Annotated in this window: 16 protein-coding genes; 7 read left to right on the top strand and 9 right to left on the bottom strand. The window is 66.2% G+C overall.

Translation table 11 applies throughout. The features are described from left to right. Positions 1 to 226: 226 nt before the first annotated feature. The 3 genes from JNO44_RS30355 to JNO44_RS30345 all read left to right on the top strand — a co-directional run bounded on the left by JNO44_RS30355 (position 227) and on the right by JNO44_RS30345 (position 3,023). Positions 227 to 1,414, top strand: coding sequence for a S8 family peptidase (locus tag JNO44_RS30355; protein WP_205366894.1), 1,188 nt, complete (start codon positions 227 to 229; stop codon positions 1,412 to 1,414). A 275-nt stretch (positions 1,415 to 1,689) separates the two neighbouring features. Next, the gene (locus JNO44_RS30350) at positions 1,690 to 2,091 is read left to right on the top strand and encodes a hypothetical protein (protein ID WP_205366893.1); all 402 of its coding nucleotides are present in this window, start codon (positions 1,690 to 1,692) and stop codon (positions 2,089 to 2,091) included. 464 nt (positions 2,092 to 2,555) lie between these two features. Continuing rightward, positions 2,556 to 3,023, top strand: coding sequence for an RDD family protein (locus JNO44_RS30345; RefSeq protein WP_235094525.1), 468 nt, complete (start codon positions 2,556 to 2,558; stop codon positions 3,021 to 3,023). Between the two features lie 144 nt (positions 3,024 to 3,167). Here the strand turns inward: JNO44_RS30345 and JNO44_RS30340 are convergent, their stop codons facing one another. After that, positions 3,168 to 3,749 (bottom strand): hypothetical protein, encoded by a 582-nt coding sequence (locus JNO44_RS30340; protein ID WP_205366892.1) that lies wholly within the window; start codon positions 3,747 to 3,749, stop codon positions 3,168 to 3,170. A gap of 790 nt (positions 3,750 to 4,539) precedes the next feature. Here JNO44_RS30340 and JNO44_RS43795 point away from each other — a divergent pair. After that, positions 4,540 to 4,749: a hypothetical protein gene (locus tag JNO44_RS43795; protein ID WP_240167714.1), complete on the top strand. Its 210-nt coding sequence runs from the start codon at positions 4,540 to 4,542 to the stop codon at positions 4,747 to 4,749. Between the two features lie 74 nt (positions 4,750 to 4,823). Beyond that, positions 4,824 to 5,840, top strand: coding sequence for a WXG100-like domain-containing protein (locus JNO44_RS30330; RefSeq protein ID WP_205366890.1), 1,017 nt, complete (start codon positions 4,824 to 4,826; stop codon positions 5,838 to 5,840). Positions 5,841 to 5,955: 115 nt separating this feature from the next. Here JNO44_RS30330 and JNO44_RS30325 read toward each other — a convergent pair whose 3' ends face one another. Further along, entirely contained in the window at positions 5,956 to 6,399 is a 444-nt protein-coding gene (locus JNO44_RS30325) for an ATP-binding protein (RefSeq protein ID WP_338058580.1), read from the bottom strand. A gap of 196 nt (positions 6,400 to 6,595) precedes the next feature. Here JNO44_RS30325 and JNO44_RS30320 point away from each other — a divergent pair, with 196 nt between their 5' ends. Continuing rightward, the gene (locus tag JNO44_RS30320; protein ID WP_205366888.1) at positions 6,596 to 7,447 is read left to right on the top strand and encodes a helix-turn-helix domain-containing protein; all 852 of its coding nucleotides are present in this window, start codon (positions 6,596 to 6,598) and stop codon (positions 7,445 to 7,447) included. Continuing rightward, the gene (locus JNO44_RS30315) at positions 7,444 to 7,656 is read left to right on the top strand and encodes a DUF397 domain-containing protein (protein WP_205366887.1); all 213 of its coding nucleotides are present in this window, start codon (positions 7,444 to 7,446) and stop codon (positions 7,654 to 7,656) included. Before JNO44_RS30320 ends, JNO44_RS30315 begins: the two co-directional genes overlap by 4 nt. A 169-nt stretch (positions 7,657 to 7,825) precedes the next feature. On the opposite strand, the gene JNO44_RS30310 is transcribed toward JNO44_RS30315, so the two are convergent. From JNO44_RS30310 to JNO44_RS30280, 7 genes are all read right to left on the bottom strand, one after another. Next, entirely contained in the window at positions 7,826 to 9,175 is a 1,350-nt protein-coding gene (locus JNO44_RS30310) for a S8 family peptidase (protein ID WP_205366886.1), read from the bottom strand. A gap of 87 nt (positions 9,176 to 9,262) precedes the next feature. After that, positions 9,263 to 10,753, bottom strand: a complete 1,491-nt coding sequence (locus JNO44_RS44555) for a hypothetical protein (protein WP_205366885.1) — start codon at positions 10,751 to 10,753, stop codon at positions 9,263 to 9,265. Positions 10,754 to 10,842: 89 nt separating this feature from the next. Beyond that, positions 10,843 to 11,154: a hypothetical protein gene (locus JNO44_RS30300; RefSeq protein ID WP_205366884.1), complete on the bottom strand. Its 312-nt coding sequence runs from the start codon at positions 11,152 to 11,154 to the stop codon at positions 10,843 to 10,845. Further along, positions 11,147 to 12,424: a type VII secretion-associated serine protease mycosin gene (gene mycP / locus JNO44_RS30295; protein ID WP_205366883.1), complete on the bottom strand. Its 1,278-nt coding sequence runs from the start codon at positions 12,422 to 12,424 to the stop codon at positions 11,147 to 11,149. Before mycP ends, JNO44_RS30300 begins: the two co-directional genes overlap by 8 nt. Before the next feature lie 291 nt (positions 12,425 to 12,715). After that, on the bottom strand, positions 12,716 to 13,009 hold the full coding sequence (locus tag JNO44_RS30290) for a WXG100 family type VII secretion target (protein WP_039632272.1): 294 nt from the start codon (positions 13,007 to 13,009) through the stop codon (positions 12,716 to 12,718). 125 nt (positions 13,010 to 13,134) lie between these two features. Beyond that, positions 13,135 to 13,455 carry a WXG100 family type VII secretion target gene (locus JNO44_RS30285; RefSeq protein ID WP_039632274.1) on the bottom strand — a complete coding sequence of 107 codons (321 nt, stop codon included), beginning with the start codon at positions 13,453 to 13,455 and terminating at the stop codon, positions 13,135 to 13,137. A gap of 473 nt (positions 13,456 to 13,928) precedes the next feature. Continuing rightward, positions 13,929 to 15,596 carry a type VII secretion protein EccB gene (locus JNO44_RS30280; RefSeq protein WP_205366882.1) on the bottom strand — a complete coding sequence of 556 codons (1,668 nt, stop codon included), beginning with the start codon at positions 15,594 to 15,596 and terminating at the stop codon, positions 13,929 to 13,931. Positions 15,597 to 15,697 lie beyond the last annotated feature (101 nt).

Here is a 15,697-nt window from a genome sequence, read left to right as displayed (position 1 = left end):
CACAACGCAACGGCTCGGCCGGCGACTTCTCGAACACTCTCTACATCCCTTACGCCTTCGCGGCCTCGACCGGTGCGGTGGATGGCCGCAAGGCGGGTCACCTACCGGGCCAGTGGGGCAAATACGACGGGAACCAGGACCGCAGGCCATGGACCGGAGCTGCCCAGAGTCTGATCAGGGCCCTGGAGACACATCTGGGTGAGCTGCTGTTTGAGGAGACCAAGAAATGACCTCGCCTACACGATCCCCCCGCACCGGCACGGCCATTGCGGCGGCCGGCCTCAGCCTGCTGCTGTGCGGCACAGCGGCCGCGCCTGCGGCGGCCGCCACACCCGCCAGCTGGGAGTACCAGGCGCTCGGGCTCGCCGCGGCGCAGAAGACCGCCCAGGGTGAGGGCATCACAGTCGCGGTCCTGGACAGTGGCGTCGAGGCCGATCACCCGGCGCTGGCAGGAAGAGTGACCACAGGGCCCGACTTCTTCCATGACGGCCTCCAGTCCGGTAATCCCAACCGGGGCGCGCACGGCACCGCGATGGCCTCCGATGTACTCAAGGTCGCACCACAGGCGAAGATCCTTTCCGTCCGGGTACTTGATGAGAACAAAGAACACCCGCCGTTTCGGCAGAACAACCCCCTCGCCGAGGGCATTGATTACGCTGTTGATCACGGCGCCGACGTCATTTCGTTGTCGCTGGGCGGTGACCAGTTCGGCAATTACGACAATGACGAGGTCAACGCTCTGGCCCGCGCGGCAAACAAGGGGATCCCGGTCATCGCTTCCGCGGGCAACGACGGGGCCATGTTCAACGACACCTCATTCCCGGCCGGTTATCCGGGAGTGATCTCTGTCGCCGCCACCCAGCAGGACGGCAACCGCGCGGACTTCTCCACCGTGCGGTCGTACAACGCCATCGCGGCTCCGGGTGTGGACATCGCCAGTGCGAAGAACACCGGCGGCTTCGCCAATGTCAGCGGCACCTCGCCGGCGGCGGCACTCACGTCCGGCGTCGTGGCCCTGATGTTCTCGCACAATCGCAAACTGACGCCCAATCAGGTACGTGCGCTGCTGACCACAACGGCCCATCACCCCGCAGGCGGGCGCAACCCCCTCGTCGGGGCCGGGCAGATCAATGCCGCTGCGGCGGTGCAGGGCGCGTCGAGCCCTCCCGCCGACAAATCCGTCCCAACGAAGTACACGGGCAAGGAGTACCCGATAGGGACGGACGGCACCCCCAAGAAGCACCACCCCCCGATGCAGACGGGGAAGTTGGCCGTCGGCTACACCACGGCCGGGGTCGGCCTGCTGATGGTTGTTTCCGCGGTGCTGATAGGGGTTCTCGCCAGGAAGCGTGCGAAGGCGGACGCGGCAGCGCCGTCGCAGAGTCCGCTCCCTTTCGCCGGTCCGCCACGGTAGCGAGGTGACGGGTGGTGGCGACTCGCTCGCGCACGCCATCCGTCACCCAGCTTGTACCGCACCTCGGTACTGAGCCGGACTTCTCGGACATCTTTTCCCCGAATATCCGGAAGACCCCTGGCGGAGCGGCTTCGGCGCGAAGCGGGAAAGGCGCGCGGGGAATTTCCGGCAATACCGTCAGCCCCGCCTTGACGCTCTGTTCACGCTCCTCATTACACTCAGGGCGCCGGTGCAGCACGCGCGGTTGCTGTGCCACCACGTACAAGGGGGCAGACATGAGCAATGAGCGGCAGATCCAGGACGAGGACCTGATGGACGTCGCCCACGACCATGAGCAGGCGGCCCGCCTGCGCAAGGCACTGAAGGTGCTCGCGGAGAACCCCAAGGTGGGCGGCAAGCTCCAGGAGATGGCCCAGGAAGTGCTCTCCGGCCGGATGGGCATGAAGGAAGCCATCGAAACTCCCGGATACATGGACGCCCTGGGCGACCGGATGAACCAGATCCGGCACGCGGCCGAGAACCAGACGGCGGCCGAGCGCGAGGAGTCCCGCGCGAAGTTCGCCGAGTGGCAGAAGAAGCAGGACGAGGAGGAGGACCGCGAGCGCGCCGAGCGCGACGGCCCGAGCCTCAACCTCGTCACCGGCCCCCGCCGCGGCGGCGGCCGCGGCCACCGCTGAACCGCCCTGCCGGGATCGGGGAGACGATCCGCTCTCGCCTGGCCGGTGCGTCCGGCTCGGGGAGGGCGGATCGTTGCGTTGAGAAGCTCCACCGAAGTCGTCGGTCGACGTTCTCAAGAAATAACGCTCCGGGCACTGCGGATGGCAGCCCGACATCGCTCAGAAATCACGGAAACGGGACAATCGGTCGTCGGCGCGGCCCTGTTCACCTATCCCAGGTTGTCGCGGTGCCGGGGCATCGGCTTGGATCGCCTTCTGTGAGTACCTTCCAGTCGCCGCCGCCATCCGACCCGTCCGTCCCCGGCTTCGGTCCCGCGCAACCGCACTACGGTCAGCCGCAGGGCGCACCGTCTCAGCCGTACCCGCCGCAGGGCGCACCGTCTCAGCCGTACCCGCCGCAGTCCCCAGTGCCGCCCTACGGCCCGCCGCAGCCCCTGCAGCCCCTGCAGCCCCTGCAGCCCCAGATGGTCAGGCCGCAGGGCCCGCCCCCGCAGGCACTCGCGGTCCCCGGCATGCGCCTGCTCGCCCGCTTCATCGACTCCCTGATCACCAGCACGCTGACCCTGGGTGTCTGGATTGCGACGAGTGCCTGGTTGTACAGCCTCAAGGGCGAGGACTCCCGCGGGACGCCTGTGGCGCTCATCCTCATCGCCTGGGAACTGCTCGTCATCCTCTTCTTCGAACCGCTGACGACGGCGATGGGCGGCACCATCGGCAAAGCCATCTGCGGGCTGCGCGTCGTCCACGTCGAAACTGGCAACAAGCTCGGCTTCGGTCACGCCCTGGGACGCTGGCTGGCCTATCTGGGCATCGGCATGGTGCCGGTCCTGGGCCTGATCAACGTACTGTCCTGCATCTGGAACGAGCCGTTCCGGCAGTGCATGCACGACAGGGCCGCCAACACCGCGGTCGTCAAACGCCGCTGGCAGTAACACACCGGCCCCGGCACGGCCGTCGGCGACGCCAAGGCTCGCGGCCCTCACCCCCTGGCCCCTGGAAGACCCGGGCAACTGGTGGTCCTGGCAACTGTCCGGGGGGGGCGGGAACTGCCGGCGCCGCGCAAGGCACCCCTGGAGCTAACCCTCCTGCTTCATCCGGTCGGCGAACATCTTCGACAGCTTGCTCAAGGTGGCGTCGAGGGCGTCCTGCTTACCGCTCCCGAGGTAATGCACCGTGCCGACGTAGTGCCCCTCGTGGACAACGACCTGCTGGTCGCCCCGGGCCGCCCCCTCGACACCCACGAACGCCACGCTCTCGGATCCGAACTTCTCGGCGTTCAAGTTCCGAAGTCTGGACGGGTGGTAAGGGGGCGTCCATTTCCGGAAGGCGTCCCTGGCCGCCTTGTCGCTGCCGTACGCGACCACATCGAAGACAGCCCGTTTGCTCTCGTCGCCGCTCCCGTACACGACATGCCCCTGAGCCACAGCGCTCTTGCACCAGCCCGAGGGCATGTCGGGGGTGGAGCTGCACTTCTTACGGGCCAGAGCTGCGGTGGACGGCTTGCTAGTCACCGTTCTCAGCTCCGTCGGCATGCTCTCGCGCGGCGGCAGGATGCTCTCGGTCGACTTCACTCCCGTCCCGCATCCCGCCAGAGCGAAGGACACGGCAAGCACCAGAACTCCGAACCTCTGCGCCTTCTGGCGCCTACCGAACCACACAGCAACTCCTCGGATCTCGACACACGGCTCTCAACTTTGTATCAGGAGAGGATGACGCCACCGCGACGATCCACAGTTCCGCTTCTGCGCAGGACGGGTATTCAGGGGCATTTCTCTCATTCTCATCCACACTCCGACTCCAGCCCCTCAGTGCAACAGCAACCAGTTCGCCGCCAACACAGCCGCCAGCCCGATACCCAGCACCCAACTCCCCTGTCACGTCGGCTCGGTTCGACTCCCACCCCCGCCCTTCGAGAGTGTCCGATCACGCCGATCCGGCTGATCGCTCCCGGTCACGTCGGGTATGTCCATGGGCGGAATGCCGGGACGGCACACAGCCCTTGTCGCGACTCTGACGCCGAACTCTGTTGACGCCACCACCGCCCATCCCGGACCGTATAACCGGACGCTGGCACACACCCCGTCCACCCCGCCTTCACGCATCAACCACGCCGCGCCACCTCCATCACCCCAAAACGCGCCAATTCCACGAGCTTTCACCAAAGCCCTAGACAGGCCAATTCGCCAAAATCCCAGCGCCAGCGCCCCTCGCCCCACGCGGCGGCGGCCAGTTCGCTCGCCTTGACATGCCCGCACACGGATCGCCTAATGTGAGACCGTTAGGCGTGACGAACAAGGTGCGGAGCGCACCTGAAAGACGGGGGCGATGATGGCCGGCCAGGAATTTGACGTAGACCCGGACGTCCTTCGGACGCAGGGAAACACCTTTGTCCACATCGGCAACGATTTCTCCAAGGCGTCGAAGAAGCTTCAGGACGACCTCAAGTCCATGGACAGCCCTTGGAAGGACTGCGACTTCGGCGATCTCTTCGACACGATCTACGTCCCCGTCCGGGACGGCATGTTCAAGTCGATGGACTCCCTCGGTGAGCGCCTCGAAGGCATCGGTCACAAGCTTGAGACCATGGCCCGTTCGTACAGCGAGTCCGACCAGCAGGGCATCCACACCATCAGCGCGGTCGGCCGCCCGCAGATCTGACACACCCCCGCTTCCTTCTCTTCCGCTCTCTCCATCACCAGCAATCGACTACCACCGCGCGGGGGACGATCACCGTGTCATTGACACTGCCAAGCGAGGTCAGCTGGGTGCTGAACCTCCTCGGCTACAACTGGCCGGGCGCCGACGAGGACAAACTCCACGAATGCGCCCAGATCTGGCGCAATTTCGCCGAATCGGTGAACCAGGCCCAAGAGCAGGGTTCTCTGGCGGCCAATCAGGTCGTCTCCGCCAACAACGGTGACGCCATCGAAGGCTTCACCAAGGAGTGGGGCGCTTACGGTGGCGGCGGCGCCGGCGGCAGCACCGGGGACCACTATCTCCGCGACGCCGCGATGGCCGCCGAGATCATCGCCGACGCTTTTGACGCGGCAGCCATCGCCGTACTCGCCGGCAAGATCGCGGTCATCGTCCAGCTCGTCATGCTGGCCGCCGAAATCATCGCGGCGCAGGCTGCGGCCCCCTTCACCTTCGGCACGTCCGAACTCGCCGCGGCCGGCGCCACTCAGGCGACCCGTCTGATCGTCCGTCAGATCCTTGACAAGATCAAGCACGAGGTCATGCAGGCGGCGACCAAGGCCATGGAACACGCCACCATGGACGCCATCAAGAAGTTGGCGAAGAAGGCGGTCTCCCAGGAGGCCCGCAAGGTCGTCACGGACTACGCCAAGAAGCAGATCAAGGAAACGGTCAAGGAGACCGTCAAGGAAAAGGTCGTCGACGCGGCCAAGGAGAAGGCCAAAGAAGCCGGCAAGGAGATGGCTCAGAACGTCGCCGAGCAAGGCATCGAGACCCACTTCGGCGAACGCGACGGCATCAAGCTGGACGAAACCGCCAACATCGGCAAGGAGAAGGCCGGTGAATACGTCAAGGGCATCAAGGAAGGCGCGGAGTCACTCACCGATCCCAAGACGTACATCGATCACGCCCGGAAGGACCTCACCGACCGCGGCCTGAACCAAGCCCAGAAGCAGGCCGACGCCCACACCGGCGGCGCCGCCACCCGCCACCAGGGAGCCACCGACGCCGTCAAGGAAAAGGTCAAGGGCAGCATCGAGGACGTCTTCGGCTGAGCCTCTGCCTCTCCCCCAGAGCCGCTGCATTACGACCGCCCAGGCCGATAGCGCAGCGGCTCTGTCGCCTTTCCGCCCAACTCCAGCCGGAGGCTGCCGACTTCCGCCGTCCTCCTCAGTCCCTCGCCGCGTCTCTCCCGACGACATACTCCGCCCACACGGTCTTCCCCGGGCCACCCGGCCGCGGAACCACGCCCCATCCGGCCGCGAGACAGCCGACGATCAGTAGCCCGCGACCGCTCTCCACGAGCCCACCGCCCTGCTCCACCCCCGCCCCGGTTGCTGCGCCCGAGGCGACCGTGGGCCGGCTCTCGCCACGGGTGTCGGACACCTCGACGCGGAAGCGCAGAGTGCCGCCCGTCCTGGACACCGTCAGACGCAGTGCGAAATCCCGTCCCGGGACGTGGCCGTGCCGTACGGCGTTGGCGGCGAGTTCGCCGACGATGGCGGTAACGGACTCGTTGATCTCGGTGTCGTAGGGATACCCCCACTCGTCGAGACGGTTCGACGTCAGCCGGCGGGCCAGCCGGGCACCGCGCCGCGTGGAAGTGAAACGCATGGCGAACTCACCGATTCCGGCGTGGGTTTCGCGGATTCGGGAAGATACCCCGGAAGAGCGGACTGTGCTGTTCATGGGCCCAACCCTCCCGTCACCGACATACCTTTGACGAGGAGTGATGCGCTGACCACGGTGCGTTGTACGTACCGGGAAGCGCCGGTACGCGACGGGTATCAGCCCCGGGAAGGCAACGGACATGGACGACGAAGGCCAGACGGCGGACGACAACGAGCACGGGGAGCACGAGCCCGAGTCGGGCATCCTGAAGGTGTTCGGACGCCAGCTCAAGCGCCTGCGGGAATGGGCCGGCATGGAACGCACCGAATTCGGCGCGAGGACGGGCTACTCCCCCTCCACCATCGCCTCGTACGAGCAGGGGCGGCGCATCCCGCCACCCGAGTTCATCGACCAGGCGGACGAGGTCCTGGGAGCGCACGGCGTCCTCATCGAGATGAAGGAGGAGGTGGCGCGGGCTCGCTACCCGGCATTCTTCCGGGATGCGGCGCGGCTGGAGGCCAAGGCGGTTGGGCTCCATGTTTACGGGACGAAGGCAGTGCCGGGGTTGTTGCAGACCGAGGAGTACGCGAGGGCGGTATTCAACATGTGGCGGCCTCTGCTGGATGAAGAGACCGTCGAACAGCGAATCAGGGGACGACTCGACCGCCAGAACATCTTCGCGTGTAGCCCACCACTGCCCACGATCAGCTTCGTCATCGAGGAGACGGTGCTCCGTCGCCCTCTAGGCGGCAAGGCAGTCATGCGTGGGCAGTTGGAACAGGTCCTGTTGCACAGCCAGCGCCGCAATGTCGAGATCCAGGTGATGCCGATCGAGCGCGAGGAGCACGCTGGACTGGAAGGCCCCTTCACCTTGATCGAAACGCGCGAAGGGCGGAGGATCGCCTACGTCGAGGGGTACAAGGACAGCCGCCTGCACACGGACCGGAAGATGGTCCGGGAACTTGAGGAACAGTACGGGATCCTCAGGGCGCAGGCGCTCACGCCCCGCGATTCGCTGGCTTTTGTCGAGAAGTTGCTGGGAGAAGCATGAACATCGAAGAGACTACGCGGGCCGTGCCCGAGTCGGCCTGGTTCAAGAGCAGCTACAGCACCGGTTCCGGCGGCGAATGCATCGAGGTAGCGTCTCGTGCCACCGCCGTGCACATCCGCGACTCGAAAGACCTCACACGGTGCGCGCTGAGTGCGTCCCCTGCCGCCTGGACTGCATTCGTCAGCTCCGCCATAGTTCAGGCAACCTGAGGGAGACGGCGGGTACTTTGCCCCCTCCGACACGAGGGCAGAGCACCGCCCCACCCAAGTCACAGCGTTCCGAACGCGCCTTTCTCTCAAATGGATTGGGGTCCGCAGCCCGTAGGCCGCGGACCCCAATCCATATCCGCTGTTTCTCCGCTTGCTCTACGCCAGAGCCTTACCGGCCGGGCGGCTGCGTGGGCGGCCCCTGCGGGTAGGAGCCGGGTGCACCGGGCTGCTGCTGATACGGCGGCTGCTGGTTCGGCATAAAGCCGCCAGGACCGCCGGGCCCACCCGGCCCGCCGAAACCACCCGGACCACCGGGGGGCGGACCATTACGCCCCTTCTTCTTGGCCACCATCACCACAATCAGGACGATGACCAGGAGGACGAGCACGACGACGGCAATGAGAATGATGAAGGGAGTGCTCAGGCCCTTGTGGCTCTGGATCTTCAGGTTGCCGTTATCGTCACCGGCAGCGTTGCTGGGGTCGGAAGACGGGCCGGACGAACCACCCCCCACCGCGGGGAACGGGCCGTCCTTGGAGCCAGCAGGAATGTCCTTGGTCAGGGCGCTGAGAGGGTTGAGCGAGCCGTAGCCGTAGTGCTGGTCCGGCAGCGTCGTGCCCTGCTGGTCCGCCGGGAGGCTGGCCGTCTTGATCAGACGGTTCGCGATCTGACCGGCAGAAAGGTCCGGGAACTTGGCCCGGAGAAGGGCGGCGGCAGCGGAGACGTAGGCGGTGGAGTCGGACGTTCCGTCGGCCAGGCGGTACTTGCCGTGGATATCCACAACGGGGGTTGCCGACCTGATGTTCACGCCTGGGGCAATTAGCTTGAGGTGAGGTCCGAAGTTCGACTTCTTCCACACATCTCCGTGGTTGTCCACTGCTCCCACTGCAAGAACGCCTGGAGCCGACGCTGGAATTTGGGGAGTAGCGACGCCCTCGTTGCCTGCACCAGCGACTAGAAGCACATCATGCTTACGGGCGTACTCAATTGCTTGTTGTTCTTCCGGAGAAGCGCTCGTTTCGCCAGTGACAAACGACATGTTCACCACCTTGGCGCCTTGATCGACGGCATACCTCAGCTGCAGGGCGAACCCAGCCGGGCCCTGACCTCCGTCAGGAACAGCAACGGGCAAGATTTTTGCATCTGGGGCAAGCCCCTTAACGCCGTCAGCTCCACCTGCACCGTGCCCGTGAGCAGCGATTAGCGCTGCCATCGCCGTGCCATGGTCTGCATCTGCACCAGTCCCCTGGTTCGCAGGACCGCTACCGGTGATGAAGTTCTTGCCTGGGAGGACGTTGCCTGCAAGGTCCGGGTGGCTCCCATCCACCGGGCTGTCAAGAACAGCGACAGTGACGCCCTTACCCGTTGAAATCTTCCAGATCGACTCAGCGTCGAACTTTTGCAACGGCCACTGTTCGTTTCTGATCTGGTCTGCCGAAGCAACCGGCGCGGTGCCCAAGAGCAGCGCTCCCGCCACTACCGCGCCGCCCACCGCACGCAGCGTCCGCGTGAAGCTCATGCCATTACACCTTCCTCACAGAGTGGGGCCCGCAGCCCGAGAGCTGCGGGCCCCAAGCGTGTCTGCCGATTGCTTGTCCGGCCGGTCCTACTCGATGACCCGGGGAGCCACATTACGCTCCGGCGTCCAGGTCTCCTCGTCCTCCACAAGGTAGTCGGGACGGCTTCCGTCCTGCCCCTTGCCCTCGCCCTTGCCGCCGTGGGCGCCATGGGCGCCGCCCATCATGCCTGCCGGGCGACGTCCGCCGGAGTTGGCGCCGGCCGCGGTTCCCCCGCGGCTGCGGTGCAGACCGGAGCCACCCTGAGCTCCGCCGCTGGCTTTACCACCGGTCTTCCCGATGATTCCGCCCTTCTGCCGGGCTTGGGGGCCACCGGCGCCGCCGGCGCCCTTGGCGCCCGCACCCTTGCCCGCGCCACCGGCATGGGCACCGCCCATACCCGGCATACCGGGACGGCCGGTGCGAGATCCGGCACCAGCAGCACCCGCGCCACCGGCTCCGCCCTTGATGCCTCCCGCTCCGCCCTTCAGGCCGCCGGCTCCACGGCCGGCACCTGCTCCACCGACCATGCCGCCGCCAGGCAGACCGCCACCGATACCGCCTACACCACCGCCGCTAGGCGCGTGGAGGCCACCGCCACCACCGCCACCGGGAAGGCCGCCTGCGCCGCCGCCAGGCATCTTGACCCCGGGACCGCCGGAGCCACCACCGTGGAGACCGTCCAGGTTGGTCGTCACGTCAGGCATCTTGGGCTTCACCGAGCCCACCGAGCCCATTCCGCCACTGATGCCCGGCGTGTTCGGCGTTTTGGGCATCTCGGGCATCTTGGGAGGCGCGGACTTCATGCCACGCGTGGGGATCTTGAGGCCACCTCCGCCCCCGCCGCCGCCTCCCAGTCCGCCGCCGGTGGGCATGGGCATGGGGATGCCGCCCAGATCCTTCTGGTCGGGGTGCTCGGATCGCCTGTCATCGACATGCGAATTCCCCGGCCCCGTCCCCGGCTTCGCCAACCCCGACGCCCGCGTCCGGTAAGCCGTGCCGAGGGTCTCCATGGCCACCGCAGCCTCAAGCCGCTTCGTCTGATGGCTCGACAGGTTGTCCTTGTTCGCCTCAAGGACTCCGCTGGTGCTGACACCCTTCTTCAGCATGTCGTTCAGATCGTCATCGTCGATCTGGTCCGACCAGGGCATCTCGCCCCAGACATCATCGCTCCAGTTCCAGTCGTCGTGGACCGGAGTGACCTTGTCCATGGCCTTCTGGAGATCGTCGGCCGTCGCGGCCATCATCTTCGCCGTGTGAACGGCGAAAGGCGCTCCGTTCTGGAAGTTCTGGACGATTTCCTGAGCCTTCTTCTGGAAGCGGTTGGCCGCTTCACCGTGCCAGGATTCCATCACCTTGTTCACGGAGTCGGTGAACCGCTTCTGAAGACCGCCTTGGCCGTCCTCGCCGACCAACTCGTCATGCAGGAGCTGCCAGTGACGTGCAACCTCCCGGACTGTCTCATGGCTGGCGCCGTCCAGCATCTTCTTCAGTCCGTCGAGATCGTTCAGATTGAACTTGGTGTAGAACCTGGTGTCCACGTACCGATCCGTGGGCCCACCGCCCGCGTTTTCGCTCACCCTCGTCCCCCTTCTCCTTCACCTAACCGTCAACGTCGTCAGAGCCGCTGTCAATGATGCGTCGTGTTGCGCTGCTCGGCGTCGTCGTAGGCTTCCTTCGTCTTCTTGGACTTCTGACCGAACTCGTCGATCAGATCCGTGATCTTCTTGACGATGTTGTTCTGGATGTAGTGCTGCATCTCGGTATGAGCGTTGTGCATGTCCTTCTGCTCACCGAATGAGTTCCCCAGGGCCTTGTCCGGCAGATACGTCTGATTCTTGGCCCTGTCGTTCGGACCGCCCATGTCCTTCAGGATCTGGTTGAGCTCCTTGACCAGTTGGTCGAGAGCGTCCAGATTTACGCCGTATTCCTCATTAGCCATGCTTGGCCTCCCCGTGTGATGTCAATCCAGTCTTGCGGCGCCAGTCGCGCAGGGCGATCGAGGAGCCCACGACCGCGCCGACGGCCAGCAGGCCGCCGCCGACGATGAAGATGGAGATGCGGGCGCGTCGTTCCTCGGTGGTTTCGCCGAGGGTGGCGACGGCCGGCAGGATCTGGGAGCCGTTGGCCACATCGGACGGTTTGTCCGGCGTGGGTGCGGCGGTCGGTCGGGTGTCGTCCTTGAGGGCGGCGACCGGGTCGATGACGCCCCAACCGATGTAGTCGTCGTGGCCCCGGCGGACGCGCTCGGCGGTCTGCTCAAGGTGCCAGATGATCTCGCGCGGCCCCCACTTGTCCTTGTCGTCCTTGTGCTTGGCGATCAGGAGGGCGGCCGCTCCGGCGGCGTACGGGGCGGCGAAGCTGGTGCCCTGGTCGACGCAGTTGCCGCCGAGCGGGACGGTGGAGACCATGTCGACGCCGGGTGCGGCGATGCTGACGAAGGAACCGGGCTGGGAGAACACGGCGCGCTCGTTGTTGCGGTCCGAGGCGGCGACGGCGAGCACGTTGTCGTAGTACTTGCTGTACGCGGCCGGGTAGATGTTCTTCTCCTCGCCGCTGGCGCCGCTGTTGCCGGCCGCGGCGACGATCAGGATGCCGGCCTGCTGGGCCCTCTTCACCGCCTGCTCCAGCAACCCCAGTTGGCCCCTGCTGGCGTCGGCGCCCTGCGAGATGTTGATGACGTCGACCTTGGCAGCGATCGCGTCGTCAATGGCCTTGGCGAGGGTGTCGGCGGTGCCGGCCTTCTCGTCGCTGGTCTGCTGGAGCGGGATGATCGTGGCCTTGGGGGCGAGGCCGAAGAAACCGGAGGTCGCGCTGGGGCGGGCCGCGATGATGCCGGCGACCTTGGTGCCGTGGCCGACCTTGTCCTGCGTGGGCTTGCCGCCGACGTACGTCTTACCGGGGCCCTCGATGGCGGGCTGGACCTGCTTGTTGCCCGCGTCCACGCCGGTATCGATGACGGCGACCTTGATGCCCTCGCCCTTGCCGCTCGCCCACATCTGGTTGGTGAGCAGACGCTGGAGGGACCAGGGGGTCTCCTTGATGTCGTCGGTGCCGAACTTGCACTCACCGCTCTGCAGCGGCGTGTTCGTATCCGCTACCGCCGGTGCGGCGGCGGCACTCGACAGGCCGACGATGCACGCCGCCGTGACCAGGGCGCCCGTCGCGCGGCGGCGATGCCCGGTTCGTAGACCAATGGCGCGAGATCCCACGGGTTTTCTGCTCTCCATAGCGGTTGGATGGGCCGAGACGAGGGGTTGCAGGAAGACAGGAGATGAGGAGGTGGTCGGATCGAGGAACGGCGGGTGAGGAATCGGTGACGGCGGGAGGAAAGGTCGTGAAGGCGTCATCCGAGACATCCCGGGACATCCCCGAGGCATCATCGGACGGCAGAAGGGCGAGCGCACTGGTGCAGCGCGCTCGCCCTCATAGACACTGTGCGAGCCGTCGGGGGCTGCTCAGCCGTGTGCCGTCTGTGCCATGCGGCCTCGCGGGATGCGAGGTCAGCCGTTCCAGATGCTGGCGTTCTTGCTTTCGGTGCTCTGGTAGTTCTGAGCGGCCGTGTCCAGCGCCTTGGCGATGGCTTCGAGCGTCTGCTGCAGGTGCTGGGCACGCTGGTCCCACTCACGCTGGCGAGCCTGGTAGCCCTCCTGCGCGGCACCTTCCCAGCTGGAGGCGATCCGCTTGACGCCGGCCTCGAGGTCATCGAGCTGCTGGCGAACATTGTTGGCGGTCTGACGAACGTCGGAACTCGCCTGGCTGATCGTCTGGAAATTGACCAGAATCTGGCCGGACATGGGGTCTCCTCAGGAGTTGAAGCTGTCTAGTCGATTCACATGCCGTGGCGGCGGACCGGAATCGGAACCGATCTGCCGGGCCCCGGCGGGGTGGGCACGTGCGCCAGGTCAGTGGCGCGGCCCCATCATCCGAACGGGGAAGCCTGGGCGGTAACGTGCGAGATCGACTGAGCCTGCTCCTCTTCGGAGGAGGTGTAGTTGCCCGTGGTCTGGTCGATCGCTTCCTTGATCTCAGCCAGCAGCTGGTTGATCCGGTTGGCGTCCTCGTTCACCTGCGACTGCAGGTTGTGGTACGAGGAGGCCGCCTGGCCCTTCCAGCCGGAAGTGATGGAGTCGACGACCGTCTGCAGGCGCTGGATCTCCCCCCGGATCGACTGGTTGACCGAGTCGATCTTGCCGCTGAACGCGACCATCTCCTCGTGCGTGGTTGTGAACTGACCAGCCATGGTCAACGTCCCCCATGAGACTTGTACGTCGGCCGCGCGGCGCCGCGAGGCAGTGCGCGGTTGGCATCTCCTGCTGACGCCTCCTGCCACATTACCTACTCCACACGCCTGTTCCCAACAGGGGGACGGCTGTTGTGACGGGATCACAACAATGTCAACTGGGCGGCAGGAAACCGCCGTTCGGCGGAAACGGTCAGATGGGGTGGTTTCGGTCAGGCGGTAGTGAAGGTTCCGGGGAGATGCCGGCGGCTCCGGGTGGGTGTGACGGCGCCCGGGAGCGGTCGCGCGGTGGCGTCGGCGGCCACCGGGGGCGCGTCGCGGGGCCTGCGTGCCGGCACAGTGAACAGGCCGCCCCGGGGGGCGCAGGGCGGCACACGGGGTCGACGGCGAAGAGGCCGCGCCCGGCGCCCCCGTGAAGGGTGCCCGGCGCGGCCTCGTGCGGTCCGAGAGTGGCCGACAGCGGCTCCCCGGCCCTAGGACGCCTGCGGCTTGCTCGCGCTCGCGACGTCCAGCTGCGGCCCCGCGGAGAGCAGCTTGGACCACGCCTCCAGCATGAGCGGCGGGTGTGCGTCGCCGTAGCCGAGGTGGATCTGCGCCTGGTCCTGCTCCTGCTTGTCGTTGCCGGCCTTGGAGGCGGAGTCGTTGTTCCGCGGGATCGAGTAGCGCAGGCCGGTGTCGGTGACCAGGAAGAGGCTGCCGGAGTTCGCCTTGGGGTTGGCGACCTGCTCGTACAGCAGGCCGCTGCCGGGGGTGACGTAGGTCGAGGCACCCGGGGCGATCTTGGCCGGGTAGTCCTTGCCGACCCAGGTGCCCATGCTCGGGAGCCCGTTGGGGTAGCCGAGCTGTTCGACGCCCGGGTACTTGTTGTTCGTGCCCTTGTAGACGCTGCAGGAGACACCGTTCGACGTGGGCGCGCCCAGGCCACCGGTCTGGGAGCCGTGCGTGAAGTCGTTGGCCGCGGTGACGGTCTCCTTGGGCCACGGGTTGTCCAGGTCCGTGCCCGGAATCTTGCCGGCGAAGACGAACGGGCGGTTGTCGGTGCCCAGCCTGGGGTGGGTGATGCTTCCGGTGGCGACGTTGATCGGTTGCAGCGCCTTGCCGCTGTTGCCGTTCACGGCCGCCGCGTTGGGGCCCTGCTCCAGGAGGTTGGCCACGAAGTTGCTGACCTGTGAGACGCCGGTGACCTGGACCACGTACTTCTGACCGTTGCCGTCCTGGAGGATCGAGCCGACCTTGCGCGCCGCGACCGGGACGTCGTCGAAGGGGTACGGCTTACCCGCGTTGTCCATGGTCGGCATGCCGATCGGGAACGGGCTCTTGATCAGCGTGTTCATGAACTCGGCGGAGACCTTCTGTGGTTCCGCCTGGGAGCCGAAGACGATCCGCCGCAGGGTCCGGTCCGCCTCGACGTCGGCGTGCTTCAGGCCGACCTTCGCCTCCCTCAGCCCCTGGGCCACGTCGGCGATCATCTGGAAGGCGAAGCCGTTGCTGTCCACCAGCCACGGCACCCCGTCGGGGTCCTCGACGTACAGGGCCTGGTGGAAGTCGAGCTTGCCCTTCTTGGTGTTGTCGATGTCCAGCTTGTCCTTGCCGTCGAGGACGAAGACGGCCTGCTGGCTCTTGCTGTTCTCGCCGCTGCCGGGGCGGTCGCACACGGCCCAGGTCTTCGGCTGGTCGACCGACTTCGCGGTGGGCAGGCGGTCCGGGGCGTACGGGATGCCGACGGCCGGGCCGTGCGCCAGCTTTCCGTCCAGCTCCGATTCCTTGACCTTGACGACCTGGAACTTCTTCGGGTCGAGAAGAAGTTTGGCCGAGGCGAGATTCAGGACGGGGTGCAGCAGATTCTGCTTTTGGCCGTTTGCATCCTTGCTCGGCAGAACGACATAGCGTGTGGTGGATTCATCACCGACGAGGACATTTGCCCCCACCTTGTCCCACCCGGGCGGGGCAACCGGCTTGAGGATGCCGCAGGCCCCGAATCCCACGAGCATCACGACCCCCATCACCACGCTGGGCAACACCGCCTTCAGCGGCTTGGGTGCGCTTTCGATCGAGCCGTTCGGCAGCGGCTTCAGAAATGCCGCATTCGTGCGCTTTCGAGCGAACGAATACGCATTCAGCTCGTCCCGACGTGATGCCATTGTTGCTTTCTCTCCCCGCCTGTTGGATCCACATCGACCGCCCCCGGCACTCACGCCGTAGCGCCCTCTACTATGCCGTGTATCGATCGAGCCGTACGGTA

The sequence above is a fragment of the Streptomyces noursei genome (assembly GCF_016917755.1).
Classification (GTDB): domain Bacteria; phylum Actinomycetota; class Actinomycetes; order Streptomycetales; family Streptomycetaceae; genus Streptomyces; species Streptomyces yunnanensis.
The sequence above is the reverse complement of the archived record's forward strand: the minus strand, read 5'-3'. Positions and strand labels throughout refer to the sequence as shown.

What these genes read in the sequence shown, in the direction of transcription:
- JNO44_RS30325 (WP_338058580.1), bottom strand. Translation starts at nt 6,399, where the DNA reads ATGCGTTTCACTTCCACGCGGCGCGGTGCCCGGCTGGCCCGCCGGCTG.
- JNO44_RS30315 (WP_205366887.1), top strand. Translation starts at nt 7,444, where the DNA reads ATGAACATCGAAGAGACTACGCGGGCCGTGCCCGAGTCGGCCTGGTTC.
- JNO44_RS43795 (WP_240167714.1), top strand. Translation starts at nt 4,540, where the DNA reads ATGGACAGCCCTTGGAAGGACTGCGACTTCGGCGATCTCTTCGACACG.
- JNO44_RS30280 (WP_205366882.1), bottom strand. Translation starts at nt 15,596, where the DNA reads ATGGCATCACGTCGGGACGAGCTGAATGCGTATTCGTTCGCTCGAAAG.
- JNO44_RS30310 (WP_205366886.1), bottom strand. Translation starts at nt 9,175, where the DNA reads ATGAGCTTCACGCGGACGCTGCGTGCGGTGGGCGGCGCGGTAGTGGCG.
- JNO44_RS30320 (WP_205366888.1), top strand. Translation starts at nt 6,596, where the DNA reads ATGGACGACGAAGGCCAGACGGCGGACGACAACGAGCACGGGGAGCAC.
- JNO44_RS30345 (WP_235094525.1), top strand. Translation starts at nt 2,556, where the DNA reads ATGGTCAGGCCGCAGGGCCCGCCCCCGCAGGCACTCGCGGTCCCCGGC.
- JNO44_RS30300 (WP_205366884.1), bottom strand. Translation starts at nt 11,154, where the DNA reads ATGGCTAATGAGGAATACGGCGTAAATCTGGACGCTCTCGACCAACTG.
- JNO44_RS30350 (WP_205366893.1), top strand. Translation starts at nt 1,690, where the DNA reads ATGAGCAATGAGCGGCAGATCCAGGACGAGGACCTGATGGACGTCGCC.
- JNO44_RS30290 (WP_039632272.1), bottom strand. Translation starts at nt 13,009, where the DNA reads ATGTCCGGCCAGATTCTGGTCAATTTCCAGACGATCAGCCAGGCGAGT.
- JNO44_RS30355 (WP_205366894.1), top strand. Translation starts at nt 227, where the DNA reads ATGACCTCGCCTACACGATCCCCCCGCACCGGCACGGCCATTGCGGCG.
- JNO44_RS30285 (WP_039632274.1), bottom strand. Translation starts at nt 13,455, where the DNA reads ATGGCTGGTCAGTTCACAACCACGCACGAGGAGATGGTCGCGTTCAGC.